The organism is Francisella hispaniensis FSC454 (assembly GCF_001885235.1).
Taxonomy (GTDB): Bacteria; Pseudomonadota; Gammaproteobacteria; order Francisellales; family Francisellaceae; genus Francisella; species Francisella hispaniensis.
Genome location: NZ_CP018093.1, coordinates 1,249,099 through 1,271,919, shown reverse-complemented (window position 1 = coordinate 1,271,919; position 22,821 = coordinate 1,249,099). Strand labels below are relative to the sequence as shown.

Below are 22,821 nucleotides of genomic sequence, written 5' to 3'. Positions count from 1 at the left end.
TCTAACATAATTTACTAAACTGGTATACTATACGGATAGTAAAAGTACTAGTACTGATTAAAAATTAATATATCGACTCAAAAATTGATATGATTTTTTGTTGCAAAAAGAAAAAAATCGCGCCTATAATGGCTTAATCATTATTTTTTTAAATAGTTAAGATGACAACACTTATGTATCAAGAGGCAAGTAGTAGTTTTGCCAAAGTCGCTAACCAGCTAAAATTAAACAAAGATATTACTAGCTCAATAGTTAAGATAATTAAACAAAAAAATATTAAAAGAATTATAACCATTGCTCGAGGTAGTTCAGATTGTGTAGCAAATTTTGCAAAATATTTGTTTGAAACTCAGCTTGGTTTTAGTGTTTCATCACTACCACCGTCTATAACGACAATATATGGTAAAAATATTGGTGATGATAAAACACTGGCTATAGCTATTTCTCAATCTGGTGGTAGCCCAGATTTACGCTTAGCTTTGGAGGGTTGTAAGCAAGCAGGATGTATTACACTAGCGATAGTTAATGTAGAAAAATCTCCTCTAGCGGAAAGTGCAGATTTGGTTTTACCAGTAAGAGCAGATGCAGAAAATGCTGTAGCAGCTACAAAAAGTGTTATTACATCTTTGGTAGCTTTAGTTGCTTTAGTGGCTGAGTATAATCAAGATAAAACCTTGCTTGATGCTTTAGAGGCATTACCAGCTGTTTTAGAAAAAAGCTTAAAATCAGACTGGTCAAAAGCTTTAACAGAATTACAGAATAGTAAAAATATGTTTGTAATAGGAAGAGGCTTTGGTTTTCCTATTGCTCAAGAGATGGCACTTAAGTTTAAGGAAACCTGTGCTATCCATGCCGAAGCATTCAGCTCAGCGGAAGTATTGCATGGACCTTTTGCGCTGATGAATCAAACTTTTACAACCTTTACGATCTTGCAACATGATGAAAGTGCCGAAGGTACTCGTGAGATTGTTAAGAGAATGACTGATCTAGGTGTTAGAACTGTATTTGCTACAACAGATAATCAATCTGATGCAAAAGTTCATCTAAATGTTGATGTGAAAACTCATTCGATACTAGAAACAATAGTTTTACTACAAAAATTCTATCTTATGGTTAACGATTTAGCATTATCATTAGGATTTAATCCAGACAATCCAGATAACTTAAAAAAAGTTACTGAAACAGTTTAATTTTTATCAATAAATTTAAAGGGATATCAATTATGAATAATTCAATTAAATTGAAACTCATGGTGACTATGATTATTTTCTTTTCAGCAATGGGAGGAATGCTATATGGTTATGATATAGGTGTGATAAATAGTGCTTTCTTATTTATCAATAAAGATATTCCTATGAGTACATTTGAAACATCTCTACTAGGAGGTTCGGTACTTTTTGGTGGTGCATTTGCAATATTACTAGCTGGTTTTATTGCTGATATTATTGGTAGAAAGAGAACACTTATTGTTTCAGGACTAATATTTATAATATCGGTAATAATGGTTTATATGTCAGATAGTTATGTCGAGATTCTTTTTGCTCGTCTAGTTCAAGGTATTTCAGTAGGTTTCGTGACTGTAACAGTACCATTATACCTTACAGAAACTGTTCCTGGAAACATTAGGGGTATTGCTGTAACGTGTTTTCAGCTATTTCTAACTGCGGGAATATTGATTTCAAACTACGTTGGTCTTTTATTCGAAGCAACAGCAAATTGGCGTGGAATGTTTTTATCAGCATTAGTGCCTGCAGCGATATTTTTTATTGGCTCAATTTTTTTATGTAAATCGCCAAGATGGTTAGTATCGGTAGGTAGAGACAAAGAAGCAGAGAGTGTCCTCAATAGAATATTTGAGAAAAATGCTGCACAAAAAGAATTAACTGAAATCAAAGAAGTTATTGAGAAATCTAGACAAGAAGGTAGTCTGTTAAATTCTTTAAGCCATAGACATTATTTAATGCCTATGCTGATTGTTTTTGCAATAGCAATTCTAGCACAGATGACAGGTATTAATAGTATCTTACAATTCTCAGCAACGATACTCAAAGAATCAGGTCTTGGTTCTAACTATGTTGCTATACTTGGTGGTGTTACAATCACAGCGATAAATTTTTTAGCAACTTTGATAGCAGTGTTTATCGCCGATAAGTTTGAGAGGAAATTTATCATCACTTTTGGTACATTTATGGTTTCACTATCACTAATAGCAACTGGCTTAGTTATGTCGTTGGTTAATGCTGGTGAAACTCAAGGTTGGTTAATCCTTGCAGGAATGATTAGTTTTATCTTCTTTTTTGCTATTGGGCCAGGTGCTTATGTTTGGGTGATTATGTCAGAATTATTACCAGGAGCTATCAGAAGTAAGGCACTAAGTATAGCATTGTTTCTAAATAGTATGGCATCAGCAATATTAGCATCAGTATTTTTGCCAATTAACAATTTCTTAGGTCATGGTAGCATGTTTTACATATGTGGTATATGTACTTTAGTATATAGTTTTATTGTATTTAAATTTGTGCCAAAAACTACTGGTCGTTCACTAGAAGATATCGAAGCAGAATTTATGAAGTAATTTCTTAAATTTTTTAGTGATTAAATTCTGTAAATACTGTATTATAAGCCAATTCTAAATAAAAACATCAAACATAAATGCTAAAAAGAATAACTCAAATATTTATATTATCAATTTTTTCATTTAATTTATATGCAGAGCAATTAATAAATCTCGATAAAATTGCTATTCCAAATAGTTTAGCTCTTTTGCCACCACCTCCAGAGATTGACAGTATTGTATTTATGAATGATAAAACAATATCCGAAGTAACATTTTCAGCTAAAAATAAAGGAACTCAACGCTATGTTCAAGCAAAGATCGATGCTGGATATACTACTGAAGAGATAGCAAAGAATTTCTCTGAAAGCTTTGGTCAGCAAATTTCTAAAGAGACAACACCTGTTATATATAATCTGATAGATTTAATTAGTGAGGTAGCATCTAAGTCAGGTAGTTCAGCTAAGAAAGAATATATGCGAGTAAGGCCATTTGTATTTTTTGATAAATCTACTTGTAATCCAGCAGGCGAAGAAGAATTAAGAGATAATGGCTCTTATCCTTCTGGCCATAGTACAGAAGGTTGGGCTATAGCGTTATTACTTGCAGAAATAAACCCAGCAAATCAGCAGCAAATCCTTAGAAAAGGGTATGAATATGGACAAAGTAGAATAATCTGTGGTGCGCATTGGCCTAGCGATGTACAAGCAGGATATCTACTTGGTAGTGCTGTGTTTTCTGCATTAAATGCAAATGATGATTTCAGAGCTTTGATAACTAAAGCAAAGAAAGAATTAAAAACAAACTAGGCTGGATTAGCTATATCTATAAACTTTGACTCAAGATTAAATTTTTGTTTAAGTAACTCAGCAATAGCTTTTACACCTTCTTTTTCTGTAGCGTGATGACCTGCGGCAATATAGTTTATATCTAGTTCACGAGCAGTATGTGTTGTTCTTTCAGAAATTTCACCTGATATAAAAGTATCAGCTCGAGCTTGGTATGCGTACTCTATGAAATCTTGTGCTCCACCAGTACAAATAGCTACTTTTTTATTTTGTTGTTTTGTTGCTATTATAGTTGGCTTTCTATCAAGTTTATTTTCTATTAAATTAACAAAGTTTTCTAAATCTAAATCACAGCTACCAATTATCGAAATATCTGGTTTTGACCCTGTTTCGAAAAATTCTAAGTTACTTAAACCTAGTTTTTTTGCTAGTAGAATATTATTGCCAATTTCAGGATGTCCATCTAATGGTAGATGATAACCAAATAGGTGTATGCCATTTTTGATAAGTTTAGCTATACGCTGATATTTAATACCAACTATAGGGTAACTTTCACCTTTCCAAAAATAACCATGATGTACAATTATAGCATCAGCATTTTCAGCAATAGCTTGATCTATGAGCTTTTGGCTTGCTGTGACACCAGTGACAACTTTTTTGATATCTCTATCACCTTGTACTTGTAGACCATTAGGGCAGTAATCTTTGAATTGCTCAATAGCAAAATAATTATTCAAGTAATTTTCTAATTCTTTAAAGTGCATAGCTTATGAAAATTGACCTTTATAATGATATAATCTTAGATTGTATACTTTTCGAAGAATTATTTAAAAAAATAAATTATGATTTTTGGGTTCTTATATGAATAAAACAAGTGTTGTAAAAGTTGGAAATGTTTTGATCGGTGGCGATAATCCAGTTGTTGTTCAGTCAATGACAGATACATATACCGCAGATGTTGAAAAGACAGTTAAACAAATTTTAGCTCTTCATAAAGCAGGTAGTGAAATTGTTAGAATTACAGTTAATGATGAGCCAGCTGCTGCGGCTGTACCTGAGATTGTCAAAGAACTTGCTAAGCATGATTGTTATGTGCCTCTGGTTGGTGATTTTCATTATAACGGTCATACATTACTGAGTAAATATCCAGAATGTGCTAAGGCTTTGGCAAAATATCGTATAAATCCTGGTAATGTTGGCTTTGGTAAGAAAAAAGATACTCAGTTTGCAGAGATTATAAAAATTGCAATAGCAAATGATAAGCCTGTGCGTATAGGCGTAAACTGGGGAAGCTTAGATCAGGCTTTATTGGCAAGGCTGATTGATGAAAATAATGCTCAAGAGAATCCACTAAGCTTACAACAGATAATGCATAAGGCACTTATAACTTCAGCTTTAGAAAGCGCTAGATATGCAGAAGAGCTGGGATTAGCAAAAGATAAAATTATAATCTCATGTAAAGTAAGTGAAGTACAAGATTTAATTGCAGTATATCAAAAGCTAGCTAAAGAGTGTGATTATGCTTTACATCTAGGATTGACAGAAGCTGGTATGGGTACCAAAGGTATTGTTGCTAGTGCTGTGAGTCTAGGAATTTTACTACAACAAGGAATAGGTAACACTATACGTGTATCATTAACTCCAGCGCCAAATGCCCCACGTACAGAAGAGGTGCGTGTATGTCGTGAAATCCTTCAAAACCTAGGTATGAGAACATTTACTCCAAGTGTGACATCTTGTCCAGGATGTGGTAGGACTACTAGCTCGTTTTTTAGAGAACTAACAAGCAAAGTCAAAGATCATTTAGATGAAAAAATGCACATATGGAAAGACCAATATCAGGGCGTAGAAGCAATGAAAGTTGCTGTAATGGGATGTGTCGTCAATGGTCCAGGAGAATCAAAAAATGCTGATATTGGTATAAGCCTACCAGGTAGTGGTGAGTCACCTGTTGCGCCAGTTTTCATCGATGGTAAAAAAGCACATACCTTAAGAGGAGATAATATCTCTGAAGAGTTTATAGAGATTGTAGAAAATTATGTTAAAAATCGTTACGCTAAAAAATAGGTAAATGCTAGAAGATGTCAGTAGTTTTTGTTAATACGCCTTTTGCTAGACTTAAGTTAGGTTATACAAACAATACCCAAGGTTTTAGTAAAGAAAAATATGCTAAGTTTAATTTAGCTGACAATGTCGGCGATAAACATTTAGCTGTAGAAAAAAATCGTAATTTATTTAAATCATACCTTAATGCGGATATAAAGTGGTTAAGACAAAACCATACTAATATTGTCAAAAGTTTTGATGAGTATAATGGTGATTTTTGTGATGCTATGATTACTGATAAGCCTAGACAGGCATGTGTGGTTTTAACAGCAGATTGTTTGCCTATTATCCTATTTGATAAGAAAATGACAAAAGTTGCTGCAATCCATGCAGGTTGGCGAGGGCTATCACAAGGGATATTAGAAGTAGCTTTAAAAGAGTTTGTTGGACTAGAATTGGTAGCTTGGTTTGGTCCTTGTATATCCGCTAATTTTTATGAGGTTGGTAGCGATGTTCATGATAAATTCATTGAGCAACATCAGTCATTTGGTCAAGCATTTCGTTCGAAAAGTGAAGATAAATATCTTTTTGATATGAAGCTAGTTGCTAGACAGATATTAAATGATAATCATTGTTTTGATATAGTTGACTCTGGATTGTGCACTTATAGTAATAAAAGATTTTACTCTTATCGTAAAGAGGGTGTCACAGGTAGACAAGCCACTTTTGTATGGTTTGAATAAATAATAAATTTTAATAAGGAATAATATGTCTGAAAAATTACAAATCTTAAGAAGTTTAATGCAAGAAAAAGGTTATGATTTTTATATTGTGCCTTCTGTTGATGATCATAACAACGAGTATGTCCCTAAGTGTTGGCAATACCGTGCTTGGATAAGTGGCTTTGATGGTTCTGCTGGCGATGTGCTCGTAGGTATGGATAAAGCATATCTTTCTACTGATGGTAGGTATTTTCTCCAAGCTGAGCAACAATTAAACAAAGATGAATTCGAACTAATAAAGCAGTCAGGTTCTGCACCTGAAATTGTCAAGTGGTTATGGAAAAATGCTAAAGGAAAAACTATTGCTATAGATCCAGCTAAGCTTAGTTATAAAAGTGCTTTGGAACTATTAGATTTTCTTAATAGCAATGATTACAATGTAGTTTTTGATCAAGATAATCTCGTGCATAAGGCTCAACAAAAGCTTAATCAAGTAGCTGATATTCCATGTACTGTAATACAAGAGCATGCTATTCAATATTCTGGTAGAAGTGTAGCCTCTAAAATTGAAGAGCTAAGACGCACAATGAAACAGATAAGATCAGATTTTTATGTGGATTCAAAATTAGATCATATAGCTTGGTTATTAAATATTAGAGGTAGAGATGTTGAATGCACACCTTTAGTAATAAGTTATTTATTTGTTTCTCTTGATGAGATAATTCTATATGTCGATGATAGAAAAGTTACGCCAGAAATAAAAAAATACCTAGATGATAATTATATTCAAACTAGAGATTATTATCAATTTTATCAAGATTTAGAGATAACTACAGGCAAATATTTGTTAGATGGAGCTAATATTAACTATAAAGTTCCACAAAGTATTAATAAAAATCAAAATAGTAGCTGCTATTTCTTAATGATTGACTCTCCAGTAGGTTTGAGCAAAGCTTTAAAAAATCCTGTTGAAATTAACGGTGCAAAAGAAGCTCACCGTAAAGATGCTGCAGCATTTATATCATGGTGGCATTGGATCGAGAATAACTATCAAGGAGTTGATGAAATTCAAGCTGCGGCTAAGCTAAGGGAGTTTCGTGCTCAACAGCAAGGCTATGTTGAGGATAGTTTTTCGTACATAGTAGGTCATGCAGCAAATGGTGCAATTATTCATTATATGGCAAAAAAAGATGCCAATTTGAAAAAGATTGATGATCAAGCACCTCTTTTATGTGATTCTGGAGGACAGTATAGAGAGGGAACTACAGATATTACTAGAGTACTTCACTTTGGCAAACCATCAAAAGAGCATAGAAGATACTATACATTAGTTCTAAAAGGTCATTTAGGGCTTGGTAGGGCAGTATTTCCTAAAGACACTACAGGATCCCAGCTTGATGTTTTAGCTCGTGAGCATTTATGGCATTTTTGTGCTGATTATGCACATGGAACAGGACACGGGGTTGGTAGCTTTTTAGGAGTACATGAAGGACCACAACGTATTAATTCAGTTTCAAAAGTTGAGCTAATGCCAGGTATGATCTTAAGCAATGAGCCTGGAGCATATTTCCCCGGTGAATTTGGTATCAGAATAGAAAATTTATGTTATGTAAAACAGCGTGATCAAGAATCGCCTACAGGTCATGGACCATTTTATTATTTTGAAGATCTGACTTTGGTACCTTATGAATATAAGCTAATCGAAACTTGGATGCTAACTTATACTGAAAAGAAAACTATAAATAATTACTATAGTAGAATTAGAAAAGAAGTATTACCTTTGATAAGTGATCCACAAGTTAGAGAGTTTTTATTATTCAAAACAAGACATATAAAATAGTATTATCTTTATTATATAAACATTAAAATAAACTAAAAAGTATTTAAGCATGACAAAAAAAAACACCTAAGCAAAAAGATACTAAAAAACAAACTACTAAGAAGCCGATAAATTATATAAAAATATTTATATTACTAGCTTTAGCTATTGGTGGGGGATTTTCTGGTATTTTTTTTGATAAGTTTGATCTAAAAGAAAAATTTATAAACTTTAGGCATGCTGTATATAACTATTTCACTAGTGAACCAATAAAGCACTATACTGCCAAAGATAATGAGAATATTATTGCTAGATTTTTTTCACAAAGTGATGAGGCAAAAAAACAACAGCAACAATCAAATGAATTTGATAATCTTAAGCAGTATCCACCAGTTAGAATCCTACCAGCTGTAACTGATTATTGTCATGGTTTTCTGGCTTATGGTAATCCTAGTTATGATGTAACTGAAGGTTTAGGGCAATCCAATCTTTATCTATGTCGTGATGGTTATGTTGTTGGTTATAACTATCAAACTAAAGAGGCAAGCTGGGTAGCATTTAAGTTGACAAAGTCAAAAGTAGCAAATCATCTTAAACGTGATGATAGATTTAAAGAAGATAATGATGTGCCATTTGTCTATAGAGCGACATTAGATGATTATTCTCGTTCTGGTTATGACAGAGGACATCTAGCTTCATATGCATCTATGGATTTTAGCAAGAAGTCTGCAGATCAGTCATTCTTATTATCAAATATGTCGCCACAAAAAGCTGGGCTTAATAGGCAGGGTTGGGAAAGACTAGAGACGGATGAGCGAATCTGGGCAAATATGTATGATTCTATCTATGTATACACTGGCCCTATATATAAGAAACAGAAGATATATAAAACCATAGGTGATAATAAGATAGCTGTACCTGATTATTTTTTTAAGATAATTTATGTACCTTCTAAAAATCAAGCAATAGCCTTTGTAATGCCTAATGCAAGAGTTGAAAAGACTAAGATTGCTAACTATAGGGTTTCTATAAAAGACATTGAGCAACGTACAGGATTGCATTTTTTGACTAATATTCCAGATAGAGATTCCGTTATAAATAATGTCTCGTCAATGTGGCGTACTACTTATTTATAAACGTTGGCTAGATCATTAGCTATTAACTTAGCAGCTTGTTGAATAATTTCTTCATTACTTGGTGCATTTTTATAATTAGGATTTGTGTATAAAATTCCTAATCCGATAGGCTGCCGATTTTTAGGCCATATAATAGCCACATCATTAGTCGCCGCATATTGACCACAAGTTCCAGTTTTATCACCAATTATCCAATCTTTAGGCATACTAAAAGCTATCCTATTTGCACCAGTATTATTATCTTCTAGGTACTTTATAAAAATATCTTTATGCTTTTTATCTAGAACATTACCAAATGCTAATTTATAAATATCTTTAGTAATAGCTTTTGGAGTAGTCTTATTTATATTGCTATCTGGTTTTGTGTGATTAACTTTAGGTTCATCAGCAATGATTATAGTATCTTTATCACCTAATTTTTTTATAAATTTATTTAAGTTTTGTAAACCACCTATTTCTCTAACTAATATGTTAGCAGCAGGATTGTCACTTAGAATAGCAGCATAATTAAGTTGTGAAATAGTTAAGCTCTTATCAATATTTTTAGCAGTGATAGGCGCATAGCCAAGTGTACCAATATCATCTTGAGTTATTGGAATCTTTTTATCTAGGAAACCTTGATTATGCATATCATAATCTAAAACTGCACCAACTAATAAAAACTTGAAAACACTACAAATAGGAAAATGATAATTTTCGTTATATTTGATATTAGTTTTATTATCTGTATCGACAGTGAAGATACCAATTTTTCCATCATATTTATTTTCCAGACTTTTAAAAGAATCATGTAACTGAGGAGTAGCCAGTATGATACTCGGGATTAATGATAAAGTTGTGACTAATAGGCGCATTATTTTAGCCTTTGTAGCTAAACAAGTAATAGCTAGAGTTTATACAAGAAATTGCTATATGAAAAGTTTCTCTAGATCGTTTAATTTCTTATAAGAGTTTATAATTAATACTTAGTTTATTTTTCTTCTAAGAAGTATTAAAAGTTATTAATTTGATATACTGTTAGCTAAATGATTTCTTGTGTCTGTATATAATGAACTTTTTATGAATTAAGCTCTTTATAAAAAAAATGACATGCTAAATACTATGAATCAAATCTAGTATATGTTTATTTCAGCATTTCGCTATAAGCATTGATTTGATTAAGATCCTGAAACTAGTTCAGTAATCTTAGTAACAAAAAAATTTGTATCTTTTAAATTAAGCCTCTTTTAAATGCTTGAAATAAATTTCTTATGAGGATATGTAACCCTATTTGTCGTATAAAAAGAGATAGGTTTTGAAATTTTTATTATAGAATAAGAATATTGTTATAAGAACAATAAGTAATTTTAATGGCTATTGATCTATTAAAACTACAAGAAAAACTAGGGTATGGTGTTAATACTGGTGGAATGTGTTACGGAATTGCTTATATGGCTATACAAGCTATTATAAGAGATGATTTAGAAACATATATTAGCAGAATAAAATACTTAGAAAAAACATTATTACAACATAACAATAATCAAGATGATGCGATTGATGAAATTGTAGAAAAAATAAATGTAGCATATGAAAAAAGGAAGAATAAACAAAATCTAGATTCTGAAGAAATAAAATTATTAGATATATTAAATTGGCTTGATGGAGTTCAAATATACCACAATTACAAAAATCTATTATTTGGAGGTCAAAATTATGAGATTGCAACAAACTTTTTCTCAGCTAATACAAATCAAAAAGAAAAAGAAAATAGAAAAATCTTTGTTATAGCTAAAGAATTAAATATGTTAACGAAAGAGTTGATTAATGATATTTTTGATAAGATTGATAACAGTAAAGAACCTATTGCTTTTTCATTAGGCACGCCAGGTCATATTATTTCAGTAGGCAAAAGCTCTAATTATATGCCAATATATTTAATCAATCATCATATTCATAAACTTATAACAAGTAGTAGATCATTATATAGTGAAGTACTTTGTGCATTTAAATATTCGAAAGAAGCTTTGAATATTCTGACACACTCTTACCAAGAAGAAAATATTTCCGTTAAATATGTTACAAATAATTTAGATAAAGATGATTTATGTAAACTATTATGTATAGCTTTGCAAAATGGTCACCCAGCAGCTATCAAAGTTTATATAGAAAGTATATCTAACCTTCGTGTAATTGATATGCAAGAATTATTAGCTGCTAAAATGCCGGATGGAATATCAGGATTATATATGGCTTTGTATAATGGTCACGTAGAAGCAATCAAAGTTTATATAGAAGGTATATCTAACTTTGATGGAATTGATAAACAAGAATTATTAGCTGCTAAAAGATCTAATGGAACACCAGGATTGTGTATGGCTTTGCAAAATGGTCACTCAGCAGCTATCAAAGCTTATATAGAGGGTATATCAAATCTTTCTGGAATTAATAAACAAGATTTATTAGCTGCTAAAATGCCGAATGGAACAACGGGTTTATTTATGGTTTTGCAAGATGGTCACGCAGAAGCTATCAAAGCTTATATAGAGGGTATATCTAACTTTGCTGGAATTAATAAACAAGAATTATTAGCTGCTAAAAACCAGAGTGGAACACCAGGATTGTGTATGGCTTTGCAACAGGGCCACGCAGAAGCTATCAAAGCTTATATAGAGGCGATATTTAATCTTCCCGGAATTAATAGACGAGAACTGTTAGCTGCTAAAACTAGGTTTGGAACATCTGGGTTACATATAGCTTTGCAACAAGGTCACTCAGAAGCTGTTAAAGCATATAAAGAAACGATATCTAAATTCAAAATCTTAAGTAATGGATTACCAGGATTTTTGCTTTAGTTATGATCGTCAATCCTATTTTAAAAATAGTTTTTCCAACAAAAGACTTTATACTTTACTTTGAGCTTAAAATATTTAGAGCTCATATGAAAAAATTTATGGTTAATTTATTAATTATAATTCTATATTTTCTGCATAAGATAAAGATTTTAAAACTTTATTTAATTAGAAAAAAAACTAGCTTGATCTTTAGTAATTTGACAACTAATAGTAGTATGTTTAGAGTGTTCTATTGGAATATAATTATTAGCATTAAGAATATCTATCGTTATATTAACATTATTATCATCATTTATTTTATAAGTTACATATTCTAGGATTGGTTGATTTGGATATTGAGGATTATTTCTAGTAAAATGGGTATCTGAAAAAATTATAGAATCATCGTGAATGATTATTGATTTAGGATTAAACTGCCCAGATACTTTTATCTTTGGTTTACAATTTGAGAAGTCAATAAATGTAGTAATATTTTTTCCATCTTTTACAGCATTTAGAATATCAGAATAATTATTTAATTCTTCACTAAAAGCAATATTAGTTAGAGATATTAAAACCATAGTTGATAATGCGATTGTCTTTTTCATATTTTTTATTCTCCTTAATTTACTATTTATTTTGTCAATAATAAGATAGTAAATAAAAATTAAATGGGTTAAAGTTTTTATTCAGTAAAATTTTTAGTTATTTACTAAACAAAATAAGCTTAATAAAATATAAATGATAATAAAATATAATTTATAGCAAATTAATTTATTTTTATTATTTTTACTTACAAAGTAGGTTATTTAATTATGCAGAAAACTATTACAGAAAAAATTATACAAATGCCGTTATCTCAAAGCTTAAAGTATCGTTTAATTTCTCAAAGTCTTCAAGATAATCAACTATTAACATACTTGGATACTAACCCTAGGAATAGGGAGTTTTTTCCAAATGGAGCTTTAACCGAACAAGACATTCCAGCAATGTTAGAAAGATTTGTTCGAGGTTACGAAAAATATCAGGCTCCAGTTTTTATGATATTTGATAAAAATGATAATTTCATAGGTAGGGCAGGTTTTGCTTATACACAAGAGTTAGATGCTATTGAAATTGGTTATATAATTGACCATAAATATTGGGGTAAAGGTTATGCTACAGAGATAGTGATAACTCTACTTAGTTGGGCAAAAAATAATTTATCACATAATGAAATTTTTGCTTTTACTCCAGTAAATCATTTAGCGTCTATAAAAGTAATGCAGAAGGCACAAATGGAGTTTGTCGATATAAGAGTGCTTAAAGGTACTGAGTGTGTATTGTATACAAAAAGTTTAACATAAATTATTTAGAATACTTCTCTTTTATAAACAGTCCAACTACTATGCTAAATATCAATAATAGCCAAACTAGCGACATACCAATACTCATCCAAACAGTATGATAATCATTTAAATATATAGTTTGTTCAAGTGTCGCACGAGTATCTTTAGGTAACTCTTTGATGATTTCTCCATTAGGCTCAATAATAGCTGTAATACCATTACTAGTAGTTGTCAGAACATATTTAGCATTCTCAATCGCTCTGACTTGAGATATTTGCAACTGTTGCTCACGAGCAATTGAGTCACCAAACCAAGAGTCATCACTAATGATAGAAATAAGCTTAGCGCCTTGTAACTGATCACGAACTTGCTCAGGATATGCAACTTCATAGCAAATAAAATTAGCTAGAGGTTGACCGAAAGCTGTCATAATTGGTTGAATCTTATCACCAGCATCGAAACTACTTAATCCAACACTATCAACATAGCCGAAAAATTTAATTGGGAAATACTCACCAAATGGGACTAGATGATGTTTATTATATACGCCTTGACCATTGCCAATGATAATCGAACTATTGTAAATTTTAGCTCTAGATGCTGTTTGTTCAATACTTAGTGAGCCGATAAGCATTGCATTATTATTTTTATCAGCTAGCTGTTTAAGATTACTAAAATATGAGCTCATATATTGTCTATAATTAGGTATAGCATTTTCAGAGAGGATTATTAAAGAGTTTTTATATTCAGCTGCAGCTTGTTGATAATATTTTTGCATCCTAGCGAAATTATCAGGATCCCACTTAAATCCTTGGACAAAATCTCCTTGGATTAACACCACTTTTTGAGGCTGGCTTGTTTGAACATTAGGCTGGCAATATTTGATAGTGATGCCACCTATATATAAAATAGTTATGATAAAAATTACACCAATTAGTTTCTTCAAATTAGTTTTATCACAGACATAAAAAGTTATCAAACAAGCCATAAAAGCGATAATATAACTGACTAGATAAACACTACCAATATTAGCGTACCATACTAGAGTAGATTCAGTTTGTGAATAGCCTAACGATACCCATGGAAAACCACCCCAAAGTAGATTCGCTTTAACTATTTCAAAAAGTGTCCATAAAGCAGGGTAAATTAGTACTTTGGCAAAATTATTAGCTTTGCGCGTGAGGATATAGCTAAAAGTACCAAAAGGTATTATATGTAAGAAACTTAACAAGATTACTAAACCAACTGCTGCAGACAAACCTGCAGCGATCGACTCAGTAAATAAATGTATGCTTATATAAACCCATGATATGCTAGTACCAAAGAAACCAATTCCAAATAATGTTGCAGTGAAAAATGCACTACGGATTTTAGTTGCTTTATTTAGCTGATAGAAAAAAAGTATTAGAGATACTAATGCTAGTATATCGATACGGAAGGGTGCAAATGCTAAAGTAAGTATTGCACCACTTAATAGTGGCGGAATTATTCTAAATATTAACTTTTTCATTATTTCTTAAATTTTTCGACTAAAATTTTAATAATTTTTCTATTATCTGCTTCTTGTACTGTAAATTTCAAGCCATCAACGACAATGCTATCACCTTTTTGAGGTAAACACTCTAAAGTTTGAATAATCATCCCAGCAATAGTGTCATAATCACTATTGTCATCTATTGATGTGGCAAAATATTCATTAAAGTCCTCTATAGTAGTTGTAGCATCTAATATAAACTTATCATCTGCCATCTTAACTATATTTTGGCTAGTAATATCAAATTCATCCTCAATATCACCAACAATTTCTTCTAAAACATCTTCAATAGTTATTAATCCAGAAATAGCACCGTACTCATCTACAACTATAGCAATATGATTTTGACTATTTTTGAAATCTTTGAGCATGGCATTGAGTTTTTTTGTCTCAGGAATAAAGATAGCAGGGCGCAGAATATTTTTAATATCTTCGGCCTTTAGCTCTTCATCATCAGCTGATTCAATTTCTTTTTCAAAGATTAATTTTAGTAGATCTTTTGAATGTAAAATTCCTAATATTTCAGATTTGTTTTCACAGTAGACAGGTAGTCGTGTATGACTAGAATTTATTGTCTTTTTTAAAATTTCTCTAATAGACATAGACATGTCTACAGCAACTATTTTTGTATGCGATATCATAATATCACCAACATCTAAAGATGATATTTTCATTGCACCAATTAGCATATTTTGTGATGTTTTATCAATAACTTTATTAGTAGCAGCTCTATTAATAGCATCGATAAGAGCATCTTCACTTTTTATATTAAAAATGCTTGAAGTAAGTCTTTTTATAAAAGGATTATTATCTGCCATTTTGATTCTCTTGTTCAATATATGGATTAGTTATTCCTAGCTGTGCTAGTAGTTGTATTTCTAAATTCTCCATCACTTCAGCTTCTTGATCATCTTGGTGATCATAACCAAGCAAGTGTAACAAACCGTGGATAAAAATATGTTGCCAATGATGATTAAGTTCTTTACTCTGTTCTTTGGCTTCTTTCTCTAATACTGCTGGTGCTATGACAATATCACCTAAGAAATCATCAGCAATCTCTTCAGGTAAGCCTTGAGGCTTCTCAAATTCAAAAGAAATAATGTTTGTGGGCTTATCTTTATTACGGAACTGTTTATTTATTTGTTGAATTTCATCATTCGAGACAATACTTACATTCACTTCAGCATGGCTGATATTATGTTTACCTGCGACAAGCTGTAAGCATTTTAGCAGTAAATCTTGGCTAGGTATGGGGTATTCATCATCATTGATGAGATTTATATTTAGATTATCCATTTTTAGTTTTCTCTTCATGCTTATCATAAGCATTAACTATTTTCTGAACTATTTGATGGCGGACAATATCAACGGATTTCAAGTAGCAAATAGCTATACCTTCGATATCATTAAGTATTGATAATGCGTGACTTAATCCTGATGTGACATTTTTTGGTAAATCCACTTGTGTAATATCGCCTGTTATAACCGCTGTAGTATTAAAACCAATCCTTGTTAAGAACATTTTCATTTGTTCTTTTGTAGTATTTTGGCTTTCATCAAGGACGATAAAAGAATCGTTAATCGTTCTACCACGCATATATGCTAGTGGAGCAATCTCGATAGCTTGTTTTTCTATTAGTTTGGTGACTTTTTCTACTCCCATAAAATCAAATAAAGCATCATACATTGGGCGCAGATATGGATCAATCTTTTGGGTTAGATCACCTGGTAAAAAGCCAAGTTTCTCACCAGCTTCAACAGCAGGACGCACTAGTACAATTCTTCTAACTTCACCTTTCTCATAAGCTGCTACAGCACAAGCAATTGCCATATAGGTTTTACCTGTACCAGCAGGACCAACACCAAAAGTGACAAAGTTATTCTTTATATTCTCTAAGTAAATAGCTTGGTTATGTGTACGCGCTTTGAGTTTTTTGCTTCTTAATTGAACTTCAGCTTCTTCGACTTTTTTACGTGATCTAGCAGTAGTCGCTGCTTTATCCTTAGCAGTAGCATTGAGGATAGTTGTAATCTGCTCTAAATCAAGTTCGGTATTGCCAGCTAGAATCTCAGCATAGCAAGATTTGATAAATCTTTTTGCTTGGGTATTGTTAGCGCTTGAACCACTAGTAATCTCAAAGTCATCAGTACGATGCCTAATCTCAACATCAAAATAATTTTCTATAGCACGAATATTTTCATCAAGATTGCCACAAAGTAGCATCATTGCATCGTAGTTATAAGGTTCAAGAATAAATTGAGTTTTATTCATAGATTAAATAAGTTCTCCTCTTAGAGAGTTTGGTAGGCTTTCAGTTATTTTAACCATAGCGAACTGACCAATCAAAGATTTATCACCTTTAAAGTTAACAACTCTGTTGTTTTCTGTTCTTCCAGATAGGATGTTATCATCTTTTTTAGATGTTCCATCAACTAGAATTCTTTGGTTAGTACCAACCATCTGTCTAGAGATTATTTGGGCATTACTATTTAGTAAATCCTGTAGCCGTTTAAGACGATCTTTTTTAACTTCCATAGGAGTATCATCTGGTAAATCAGCTGCTGGAGTACCAGGACGCTTGCTATAGATAAAGCTAAATGACTGATCAAAGTTAATCTCTTTTACTAAATCTAGTAGCTTTTGGAAATCTTCTTCTGTCTCACCAGGGAAACCAACGATAAAATCAGATGAAATTGTAATATCAGGGCGAATCGTTCTTAATTTTCTAATTTTTTGTTTAAATTCTAGGATAGTATGGTTTCTTTTCATATTGATAAGAATCCTATCTGAGCCATGTTGTACTGGTAAATGTAAGTGGTTAGCAAGTTCTGGAACAGTTGCATAAGCATCAATTAAGTTTTGTGAAAATTCAACCGGATGTGAAGTTGTAAATCTAATTCTCTCAATGCCATCTATCTCAGCGATAAAGTGGATTAGTAGAGCAAGATCAGCTGTTTGACCATTCTCCATTGGACCTAAATAATGATTGACATTTTGTCCAAGTAGAGTGATTTCTTTTACGCCTTGTTCTGCTAAGATAGCACATTCTGCTAAGACATCTTCAAATGGTCTATTTACTTCTGGACCGCGTGTATATGGTACTACACAGTATGAGCAATATTTATCACAACCTTCCATAATAGATACATATGCTTTAGCACCTTCAGCTTTTGGCTCTGGTAGATAATCAAATTTTTCAACCTCTGGAAATGATATATCAACTTGAGATTGTTGAGTTTTTTGCTTTTGTTTGATCATCTCTGGAAGTCTATGAATGGTTTGCGGACCAAATACTAGGTCAACAAAAGGAGCTCTTTTGATAATATTTTCACCTTCTTGTGAAGCAACACAACCGCCGACACCGATTATTAGATCTTCATTAGTTTTTTTCAGACCTTTCCATCTTCCAAGCTCGTGGAATACTTTTTCTTGAGCTTTTTCTCTTATAGAGCAAGTATTAATAAGGATGATATCTGCATCTTTATAATCATCTGTCTTTACAGTATGAAAATGCTCATTTAGAACCTCATGCATTCTAGCAGAGTCATACTCATTCATTTGGCAACCTAAAGTTTTTATGAAAACTTTTTTTTGTTCTTTCATTTAATCGAAACCCTTTATTTTTGTAGTATAGCTAAAGCGCTATTAATCAATATAAAAATACACTTAACCGACCTGTGCTAATCTTGACACAATTTCATTAAGTTATATTTTTAATCTCTTACTTTGTAGATATAAGAGCTTATTTATAATAAAATGCCTCAAAATTCTATCATAAAATTTAATTAAAAGCACTCTTAGCGTCTAGACTAATTTAATTGATTAATGCAAAATACACAGAGCTTTTTAAACATATTTAATTTAGATGAGGCAAAATCAATTTACACAAGATGATATTTGGCAGTATTGTCTTGAGCATACTAGTGATTTATCAGACAATCTCAAACAGCTAAGTCAATACACTAATGAAAATATTCACGGTGCGCAAATGCTTTCAGAGAAGATGGTTACTAAATTGCTACAGTTTTTTGTTTTTGCTACTAGGGCAAAAGTGTGTGTTGATGTTGGCACATTTACAGCTATGTCAGCAATTGCAATCGCAGAAGTTTCGCCAGATATCAAAGTGTATACTATCGATAGACCTAATCAATCAGGCGAACAGCTAGCAAAACAATTTATTGCTAAATATTCCAATATAGAATATTGTCAAGGCAGCGCTATAGACATTTTACCAACTTTACCAAATCAAATAGATATCGCTTTTATTGACGCAGATAAAAAACAGACACAAGAGTATTTTGACATTTTAGTTACTAAACTAGCAGATACTGGTGTAATTATAGTTGATGACATCCTCTGGCGAGGTGAAGTTTTAGATCCTCAAGATAAGCGTGCTAAAGCCTTAGACAATTTTAACAAATATGTAAATCAACGCGATGACTTAGAAACATTAGTCTTACCTATTCGTCATGGTATCAATATCATAAGAAAAAGAACTTAGAAATATCAATGAGAAAAATAATATTAATCTTTGCGATTGCTATGCAGTTTTGTTGCTGTGTCATACGCCAGCACAGCTGTAAGCCTAAATATAGACAATATCGAATGCTATCAAAATCAAGAAATGATTGCGCCTGTTCACCAAAGAACAAATATTACAATAAATGGAGGGAAATAAATGGGTTTGAGGAAAATAATATTAACTTTTATAATTGCTATACAGTTTTGTTTTGTCACAGCTTATGCAGCTACTTGTGATAGTGTAAATATTGATGGTGTTAAATGGTATCATGATTCTGATGAGAAAAGAGCAGTCTATCTGGAGATCTATAATTTAGCTGCGCATAGAATAAAGCATCAGGTTAAAAAAGAGCATCTTAAAAAAGAGACATGGGGAATTATCTTAGATATTGATGAGACAGTTTTAGATAACTCATGGTTAGAATATGATGATTACAAAAACTATAGTTATAATGAAGAGAGATTTAGACAAGGGATAATTAAGCAAAAAGCAAAAGGTTTGCCTGGTGCTGCTAAATTAACCAATCTTGTTCATAAACTAGGAGGGTATGTAAGCTTTGTATCTAATCGCTATGGAGCAGATCCTGAAATAATCAAAGCAACTGAGGAAAACCTCACTAAGGAGGATATTTATTACGATCAGATTTTATTTTACAATGAGAGAGCCAAAAATCCAAAGGACAAAAATTCAAGATTTGAAGCGGTTAAATCAGGCAAATACGCCGATGATATCATAGTTACTAAAAAGCTCCCGGCACATGCGGTGATAGCTTATTTTGGCGATAATATACAAGATTTCCCTCAAATGACACAAAAAAATATGCGTAATGTTGATAATCATAAGTATACTATTTTTGGTGAAAGGTATTATATTTTTCCAAATCCGATGTATGGTAGCTGGCAACAATAGAGGTTTTTATAGTGGCGAAATTATATTTTAGATATTCGGCAATGGATGCTGGTAAGACACTAGATCTTTTAAAAGTTGCTTATAATTATGAAGATAGAGGTAGGAAGCCTTTAGTATTAACATCAGCGATTGATAAAAGAGCGGGTTTAAATAAAGTCAAATCACGCATAGGTATAGATCAAGATGCGTACTCACTGACTGATAGAGATAACATCTTTGAATTTGTCAAAAATTATAATAGCAGCAACAAGATAGATTGTGTCTTGATAGATGAGATTCATTTTTTTACTCAAGAGCAAGTTTGGCAGCTAGCAGAGATAGTTGATGAATTAAATATCCCTGTGATTTGCTATGGGCTACGTACTAATTATTTAGGTCAACCATTTGAGACAGCGGCTTTACTTTTGGCTATTGCGGATACTCTTGAGGAGGTAAAAACAATTTGTCATTGTGGTAAAAAAGCAAGCTTTAATATGATGGTGCAGAATGGCAAAGCAATAAAACAAGGTAATCCCATAGTGGTTGATGATGATTCACTTAAAGAGATAGATACCAAATATGTTTCCGTATGTCGTAAGCATTGGAAAGATGGTAGGTATGAATGATAGTCATATATAGCTAATTATGCATAAAAGTGCCATGATAAAATTGTTTAAATTAGCTAGAGCGCTAAAAATAATTTATTGATCAGATTATAAAGTGAAAGTAAAGAATATTAAATTTTCCTAGTTAATATCCTATATAAAACATAAGCAATCACAGCAGCTGCAGTATTTACAAAAAATACCGCTTCAACACCTGAGTAGTAAATAGAGCCACTAAATAGTGTTAGAGAATTTAGAACTGTATAAATAGCAAAAAATATCAAACAAGCAGCTTTAAATTGACTATTTTTAAATAGTGCCAAGATTGAAAATAAAAATAGTGCTAATTCAAAGATTCCTATCTGAAAAACAGCAGGAGTGAAAATCCATCCTTGAAATTTACTTATATTATCCCCATCTACTAAATATGCATAACTATTGATAAAAGTATAAAGACTTATATTACTGATTATAAAGTAGTTTGCGTAGATGTTTGCATGATGCTTTGCACAAATAATGCTTGAATGCAAAAAGGCTATTATGAAGGGTGTAATTAGTAAACAAACGCTTACAATTATAGTTACCATAAGTTGCTAAAAATATTGTAGAAAATAGCTAGATTTTACAATAAATGTTTTGGCTTGTCATATATTTAATAATAAACATATAGACAATCTAATAGATGATAGTTAAAATTTGCTACTAGAAAATTGTTAAATAAATAAAAAGGAAAACTTAATAATGCAAGTTACTGTAGAGAAAAAAGAAGGAATTCACTGTTCACTATTAATCGAAGTACCAGCTAACGAAATTGATAGTGTGGTTTCAAAAGAAATCAATAGAACTGCAAAAACTATCAAGATGGATGGTTTCAGACCTGGTAAAGTGCCTGCTGGTATAGTTAAGAAGAAGTATGGTGAGCAAATCCGCATGGAAGTGATTTCTGATCTTATTCCTCAAAAATATTCTAAAGCTATTCAAGATGAGAAGCTAGCAGTTGCGGGTATTGAAGTTGAATTAAAGGAAAATAAAGAAGGTCAGCCACTTAAGTTTATTGCTAATCTTGAGCTTTTTCCTGAGTTTGAAGTAACTGGTTTTGAGAAAATCGAAGTTCAAAAGCCAGTTGTTGAATTAACTGATAAAGAAGTTAAGCAAATGATTGAAAATCTGAGAAAGCAGTTTGCAACTTTCTCAGAAGTTGATAAAGTTGTAGAAAAAGATGATAAAGTAACGATAGATTTTGTTGGTAAGAAAGATGGAGAAGCTTTCGAAGGTGGTACAGCAAATGATACAGATGTTATCATTGGTTCTGGTCAAATGATTCCTGGCTTTGAAGATGGTATTATCGGCATGAAGAAAGGTGAGCAAAAAACTATTACTGTAACTTTCCCACAAGACTATCAAAACAAAGATCTTGCTGGGGCTGAGACTACTTTTGATATTACTGTTAAGAAAATTCAACAAGCTGAGTTACCAGAGGTTAACGATGAGTTTGTTAAGAAGTTTGGTGTAAAGGGCGGTGTCGATACTTTTGAAAACGAAATCAAAGAAAATATGCAGCGTGAGCTTAAATTTATTCTACAAAGAAAAGTAAAAGATCAAGTTTTCAAAGGTTTAAGAGAAATCGCTGAGTTTGAAACTCCTAAATCTTTGATTAAGAGAGAGATTGAAGCAGCTAAGCAAAACCTACTTAAGCAAATGGGTGGAGCTAAAGGTTTTGATGTTAGTCAGTTACCAGATAACTTATTTGAAGCTAATGCTAAGCAAAAAGTACAAACTAGCCTAATACTAGATAGCATTATGAATTCGCAAGAGTTTAAGGCAGAAGAGGCTGAAGTTGAGAGCTTATTAAATGAGTTAGTACAAGCTTATGAAGAGCCAGAAAAAACTAAAGAGCAAATCAAGAAAAATGATAAAGAAATGGCTAACTTAAAAGCGTTAGTGATAGAAAATAAGCTAACAGATTGGGTATTAGAGCAAGCTAAAGTAACAGAGAAAACAGAAGATTTCTTTGAAGTTATTAAAGAAAATATGCAAGCTCAACAGGCTGGTTTCTAAGCTAGCT

Annotated in this window: 22 protein-coding genes; 13 read left to right on the top strand and 9 right to left on the bottom strand. The window is 31.9% G+C overall.

What is annotated here, in order from left to right:
- The first annotated feature begins 161 nt into the window (after window positions 1–161).
- From FSC454_RS06225 to FSC454_RS06215, 3 genes are all read left to right on the top strand, one after another.
- A complete protein-coding gene (locus tag FSC454_RS06225; protein ID WP_066046723.1) occupies window positions 162–1,190 on the top strand; it encodes an SIS domain-containing protein in 1,029 nt (342 codons plus the stop codon).
- 32 nt (window positions 1,191–1,222) lie between these two features.
- Window positions 1,223–2,575: a sugar porter family MFS transporter gene (locus tag FSC454_RS06220; RefSeq protein WP_066046725.1), complete on the top strand. Its 1,353-nt coding sequence runs from the start codon at window positions 1,223–1,225 to the stop codon at window positions 2,573–2,575.
- A 77-nt stretch (window positions 2,576–2,652) separates the two neighbouring features.
- Window positions 2,653–3,363, top strand: a complete 711-nt coding sequence (locus tag FSC454_RS06215; protein WP_066046728.1) for an acid phosphatase — start codon at window positions 2,653–2,655, stop codon at window positions 3,361–3,363.
- Here the strand turns inward: FSC454_RS06215 and FSC454_RS06210 are convergent.
- A complete protein-coding gene (locus FSC454_RS06210; RefSeq protein ID WP_066046730.1) occupies window positions 3,360–4,106 on the bottom strand; it encodes a Nif3-like dinuclear metal center hexameric protein in 747 nt (248 codons plus the stop codon). The genes FSC454_RS06215 and FSC454_RS06210 overlap by 4 nt on opposite strands.
- 97 nt (window positions 4,107–4,203) lie before the next feature.
- On the opposite strand from FSC454_RS06210, the gene ispG reads away from it, so the two are divergent.
- From ispG to FSC454_RS06190, 4 genes are all read left to right on the top strand, one after another.
- Window positions 4,204–5,409: a flavodoxin-dependent (E)-4-hydroxy-3-methylbut-2-enyl-diphosphate synthase gene (gene ispG / locus FSC454_RS06205; RefSeq protein ID WP_066046732.1), complete on the top strand. Its 1,206-nt coding sequence runs from the start codon at window positions 4,204–4,206 to the stop codon at window positions 5,407–5,409.
- Window positions 5,410–5,423: 14 nt separating this feature from the next.
- The gene (pgeF, locus tag FSC454_RS06200; RefSeq protein WP_066046734.1) at window positions 5,424–6,131 is read left to right on the top strand and encodes a peptidoglycan editing factor PgeF; all 708 of its coding nucleotides are present in this window, start codon (window positions 5,424–5,426) and stop codon (window positions 6,129–6,131) included.
- Window positions 6,132–6,156: 25 nt separating this feature from the next.
- Window positions 6,157–7,950, top strand: a complete 1,794-nt coding sequence (locus FSC454_RS06195) for an aminopeptidase P family protein (protein ID WP_066046736.1) — start codon at window positions 6,157–6,159, stop codon at window positions 7,948–7,950.
- A 107-nt stretch (window positions 7,951–8,057) separates the two neighbouring features.
- Window positions 8,058–9,065, top strand: coding sequence for a DNA/RNA non-specific endonuclease (locus tag FSC454_RS06190; protein WP_071794814.1), 1,008 nt, complete (start codon window positions 8,058–8,060; stop codon window positions 9,063–9,065).
- Here the strand turns inward: FSC454_RS06190 and blaFTU are convergent.
- Window positions 9,056–9,919 (bottom strand): FTU family class A beta-lactamase, encoded by an 864-nt coding sequence (blaFTU, locus tag FSC454_RS06185; RefSeq protein ID WP_066046738.1) that lies wholly within the window; start codon window positions 9,917–9,919, stop codon window positions 9,056–9,058. The genes FSC454_RS06190 and blaFTU overlap by 10 nt on opposite strands.
- A gap of 495 nt (window positions 9,920–10,414) precedes the next feature.
- Between blaFTU and FSC454_RS06180 the strand changes: the two genes are divergently transcribed.
- The gene (locus FSC454_RS06180) at window positions 10,415–11,899 is read left to right on the top strand and encodes an ankyrin repeat domain-containing protein (RefSeq protein WP_071794813.1); all 1,485 of its coding nucleotides are present in this window, start codon (window positions 10,415–10,417) and stop codon (window positions 11,897–11,899) included.
- Window positions 11,900–12,060: 161 nt separating this feature from the next.
- Here the strand turns inward: FSC454_RS06180 and FSC454_RS06175 are convergent, their stop codons facing one another.
- Window positions 12,061–12,486, bottom strand: coding sequence for a VirK family protein (locus FSC454_RS06175; protein WP_066047386.1), 426 nt, complete (start codon window positions 12,484–12,486; stop codon window positions 12,061–12,063).
- A gap of 207 nt (window positions 12,487–12,693) precedes the next feature.
- Here FSC454_RS06175 and FSC454_RS06170 point away from each other — a divergent pair, with 207 nt between their 5' ends.
- The gene (locus FSC454_RS06170; RefSeq protein WP_066047389.1) at window positions 12,694–13,224 is read left to right on the top strand and encodes a GNAT family N-acetyltransferase; all 531 of its coding nucleotides are present in this window, start codon (window positions 12,694–12,696) and stop codon (window positions 13,222–13,224) included.
- A 1-nt stretch (window position 13,225) separates the two neighbouring features.
- Here the strand turns inward: FSC454_RS06170 and lnt are convergent, their stop codons facing one another.
- Genes lnt through miaB form a run of 5 tightly spaced genes read right to left on the bottom strand, consistent with a single transcriptional unit; the run spans window position 13,226 to window position 18,344 of the window.
- Window positions 13,226–14,716, bottom strand: coding sequence for an apolipoprotein N-acyltransferase (gene lnt / locus FSC454_RS06165; protein ID WP_066047392.1), 1,491 nt, complete (start codon window positions 14,714–14,716; stop codon window positions 13,226–13,228).
- Window positions 14,716–15,558 (bottom strand): HlyC/CorC family transporter, encoded by an 843-nt coding sequence (locus FSC454_RS06160; RefSeq protein WP_066047395.1) that lies wholly within the window; start codon window positions 15,556–15,558, stop codon window positions 14,716–14,718. The genes lnt and FSC454_RS06160 overlap by 1 nt, the downstream gene beginning before the upstream one ends.
- A complete protein-coding gene (gene ybeY, locus FSC454_RS06155; RefSeq protein WP_066047398.1) occupies window positions 15,548–16,036 on the bottom strand; it encodes an rRNA maturation RNase YbeY in 489 nt (162 codons plus the stop codon). The genes FSC454_RS06160 and ybeY overlap by 11 nt, the downstream gene beginning before the upstream one ends.
- Complete coding sequence (locus FSC454_RS06150) at window positions 16,029–17,012, bottom strand: PhoH family protein (RefSeq protein ID WP_014548121.1); 984 nt, start codon at window positions 17,010–17,012, stop codon at window positions 16,029–16,031. Before FSC454_RS06150 ends, ybeY begins: the two co-directional genes overlap by 8 nt.
- 3 nt (window positions 17,013–17,015) lie before the next feature.
- The gene (gene miaB, locus FSC454_RS06145; protein WP_066047400.1) at window positions 17,016–18,344 is read right to left on the bottom strand and encodes a tRNA (N6-isopentenyl adenosine(37)-C2)-methylthiotransferase MiaB; all 1,329 of its coding nucleotides are present in this window, start codon (window positions 18,342–18,344) and stop codon (window positions 17,016–17,018) included.
- A 262-nt stretch (window positions 18,345–18,606) separates the two neighbouring features.
- Between miaB and FSC454_RS06140 the strand changes: the two genes are divergently transcribed.
- The 3 genes from FSC454_RS06140 to FSC454_RS06130 all read left to right on the top strand — a co-directional run bounded on the left by FSC454_RS06140 (window position 18,607) and on the right by FSC454_RS06130 (window position 20,777).
- Entirely contained in the window at window positions 18,607–19,242 is a 636-nt protein-coding gene (locus FSC454_RS06140) for an O-methyltransferase (RefSeq protein WP_066047403.1), read from the top strand.
- A 183-nt stretch (window positions 19,243–19,425) separates the two neighbouring features.
- Window positions 19,426–20,172, top strand: a complete 747-nt coding sequence (locus tag FSC454_RS06135; protein WP_066047426.1) for an HAD family acid phosphatase — start codon at window positions 19,426–19,428, stop codon at window positions 20,170–20,172.
- Between the two features lie 11 nt (window positions 20,173–20,183).
- Window positions 20,184–20,777, top strand: a complete 594-nt coding sequence (locus FSC454_RS06130; RefSeq protein ID WP_066047406.1) for a thymidine kinase — start codon at window positions 20,184–20,186, stop codon at window positions 20,775–20,777.
- 110 nt (window positions 20,778–20,887) lie between these two features.
- On the opposite strand, the gene FSC454_RS06125 is transcribed toward FSC454_RS06130, so the two are convergent.
- The gene (locus tag FSC454_RS06125) at window positions 20,888–21,343 is read right to left on the bottom strand and encodes a DUF6790 family protein (protein WP_066047409.1); all 456 of its coding nucleotides are present in this window, start codon (window positions 21,341–21,343) and stop codon (window positions 20,888–20,890) included.
- 154 nt (window positions 21,344–21,497) lie between these two features.
- Between FSC454_RS06125 and tig the strand changes: the two genes are divergently transcribed.
- Complete coding sequence (tig, locus tag FSC454_RS06120) at window positions 21,498–22,814, top strand: trigger factor (RefSeq protein WP_066047412.1); 1,317 nt, start codon at window positions 21,498–21,500, stop codon at window positions 22,812–22,814.
- Window positions 22,815–22,821 lie beyond the last annotated feature (7 nt).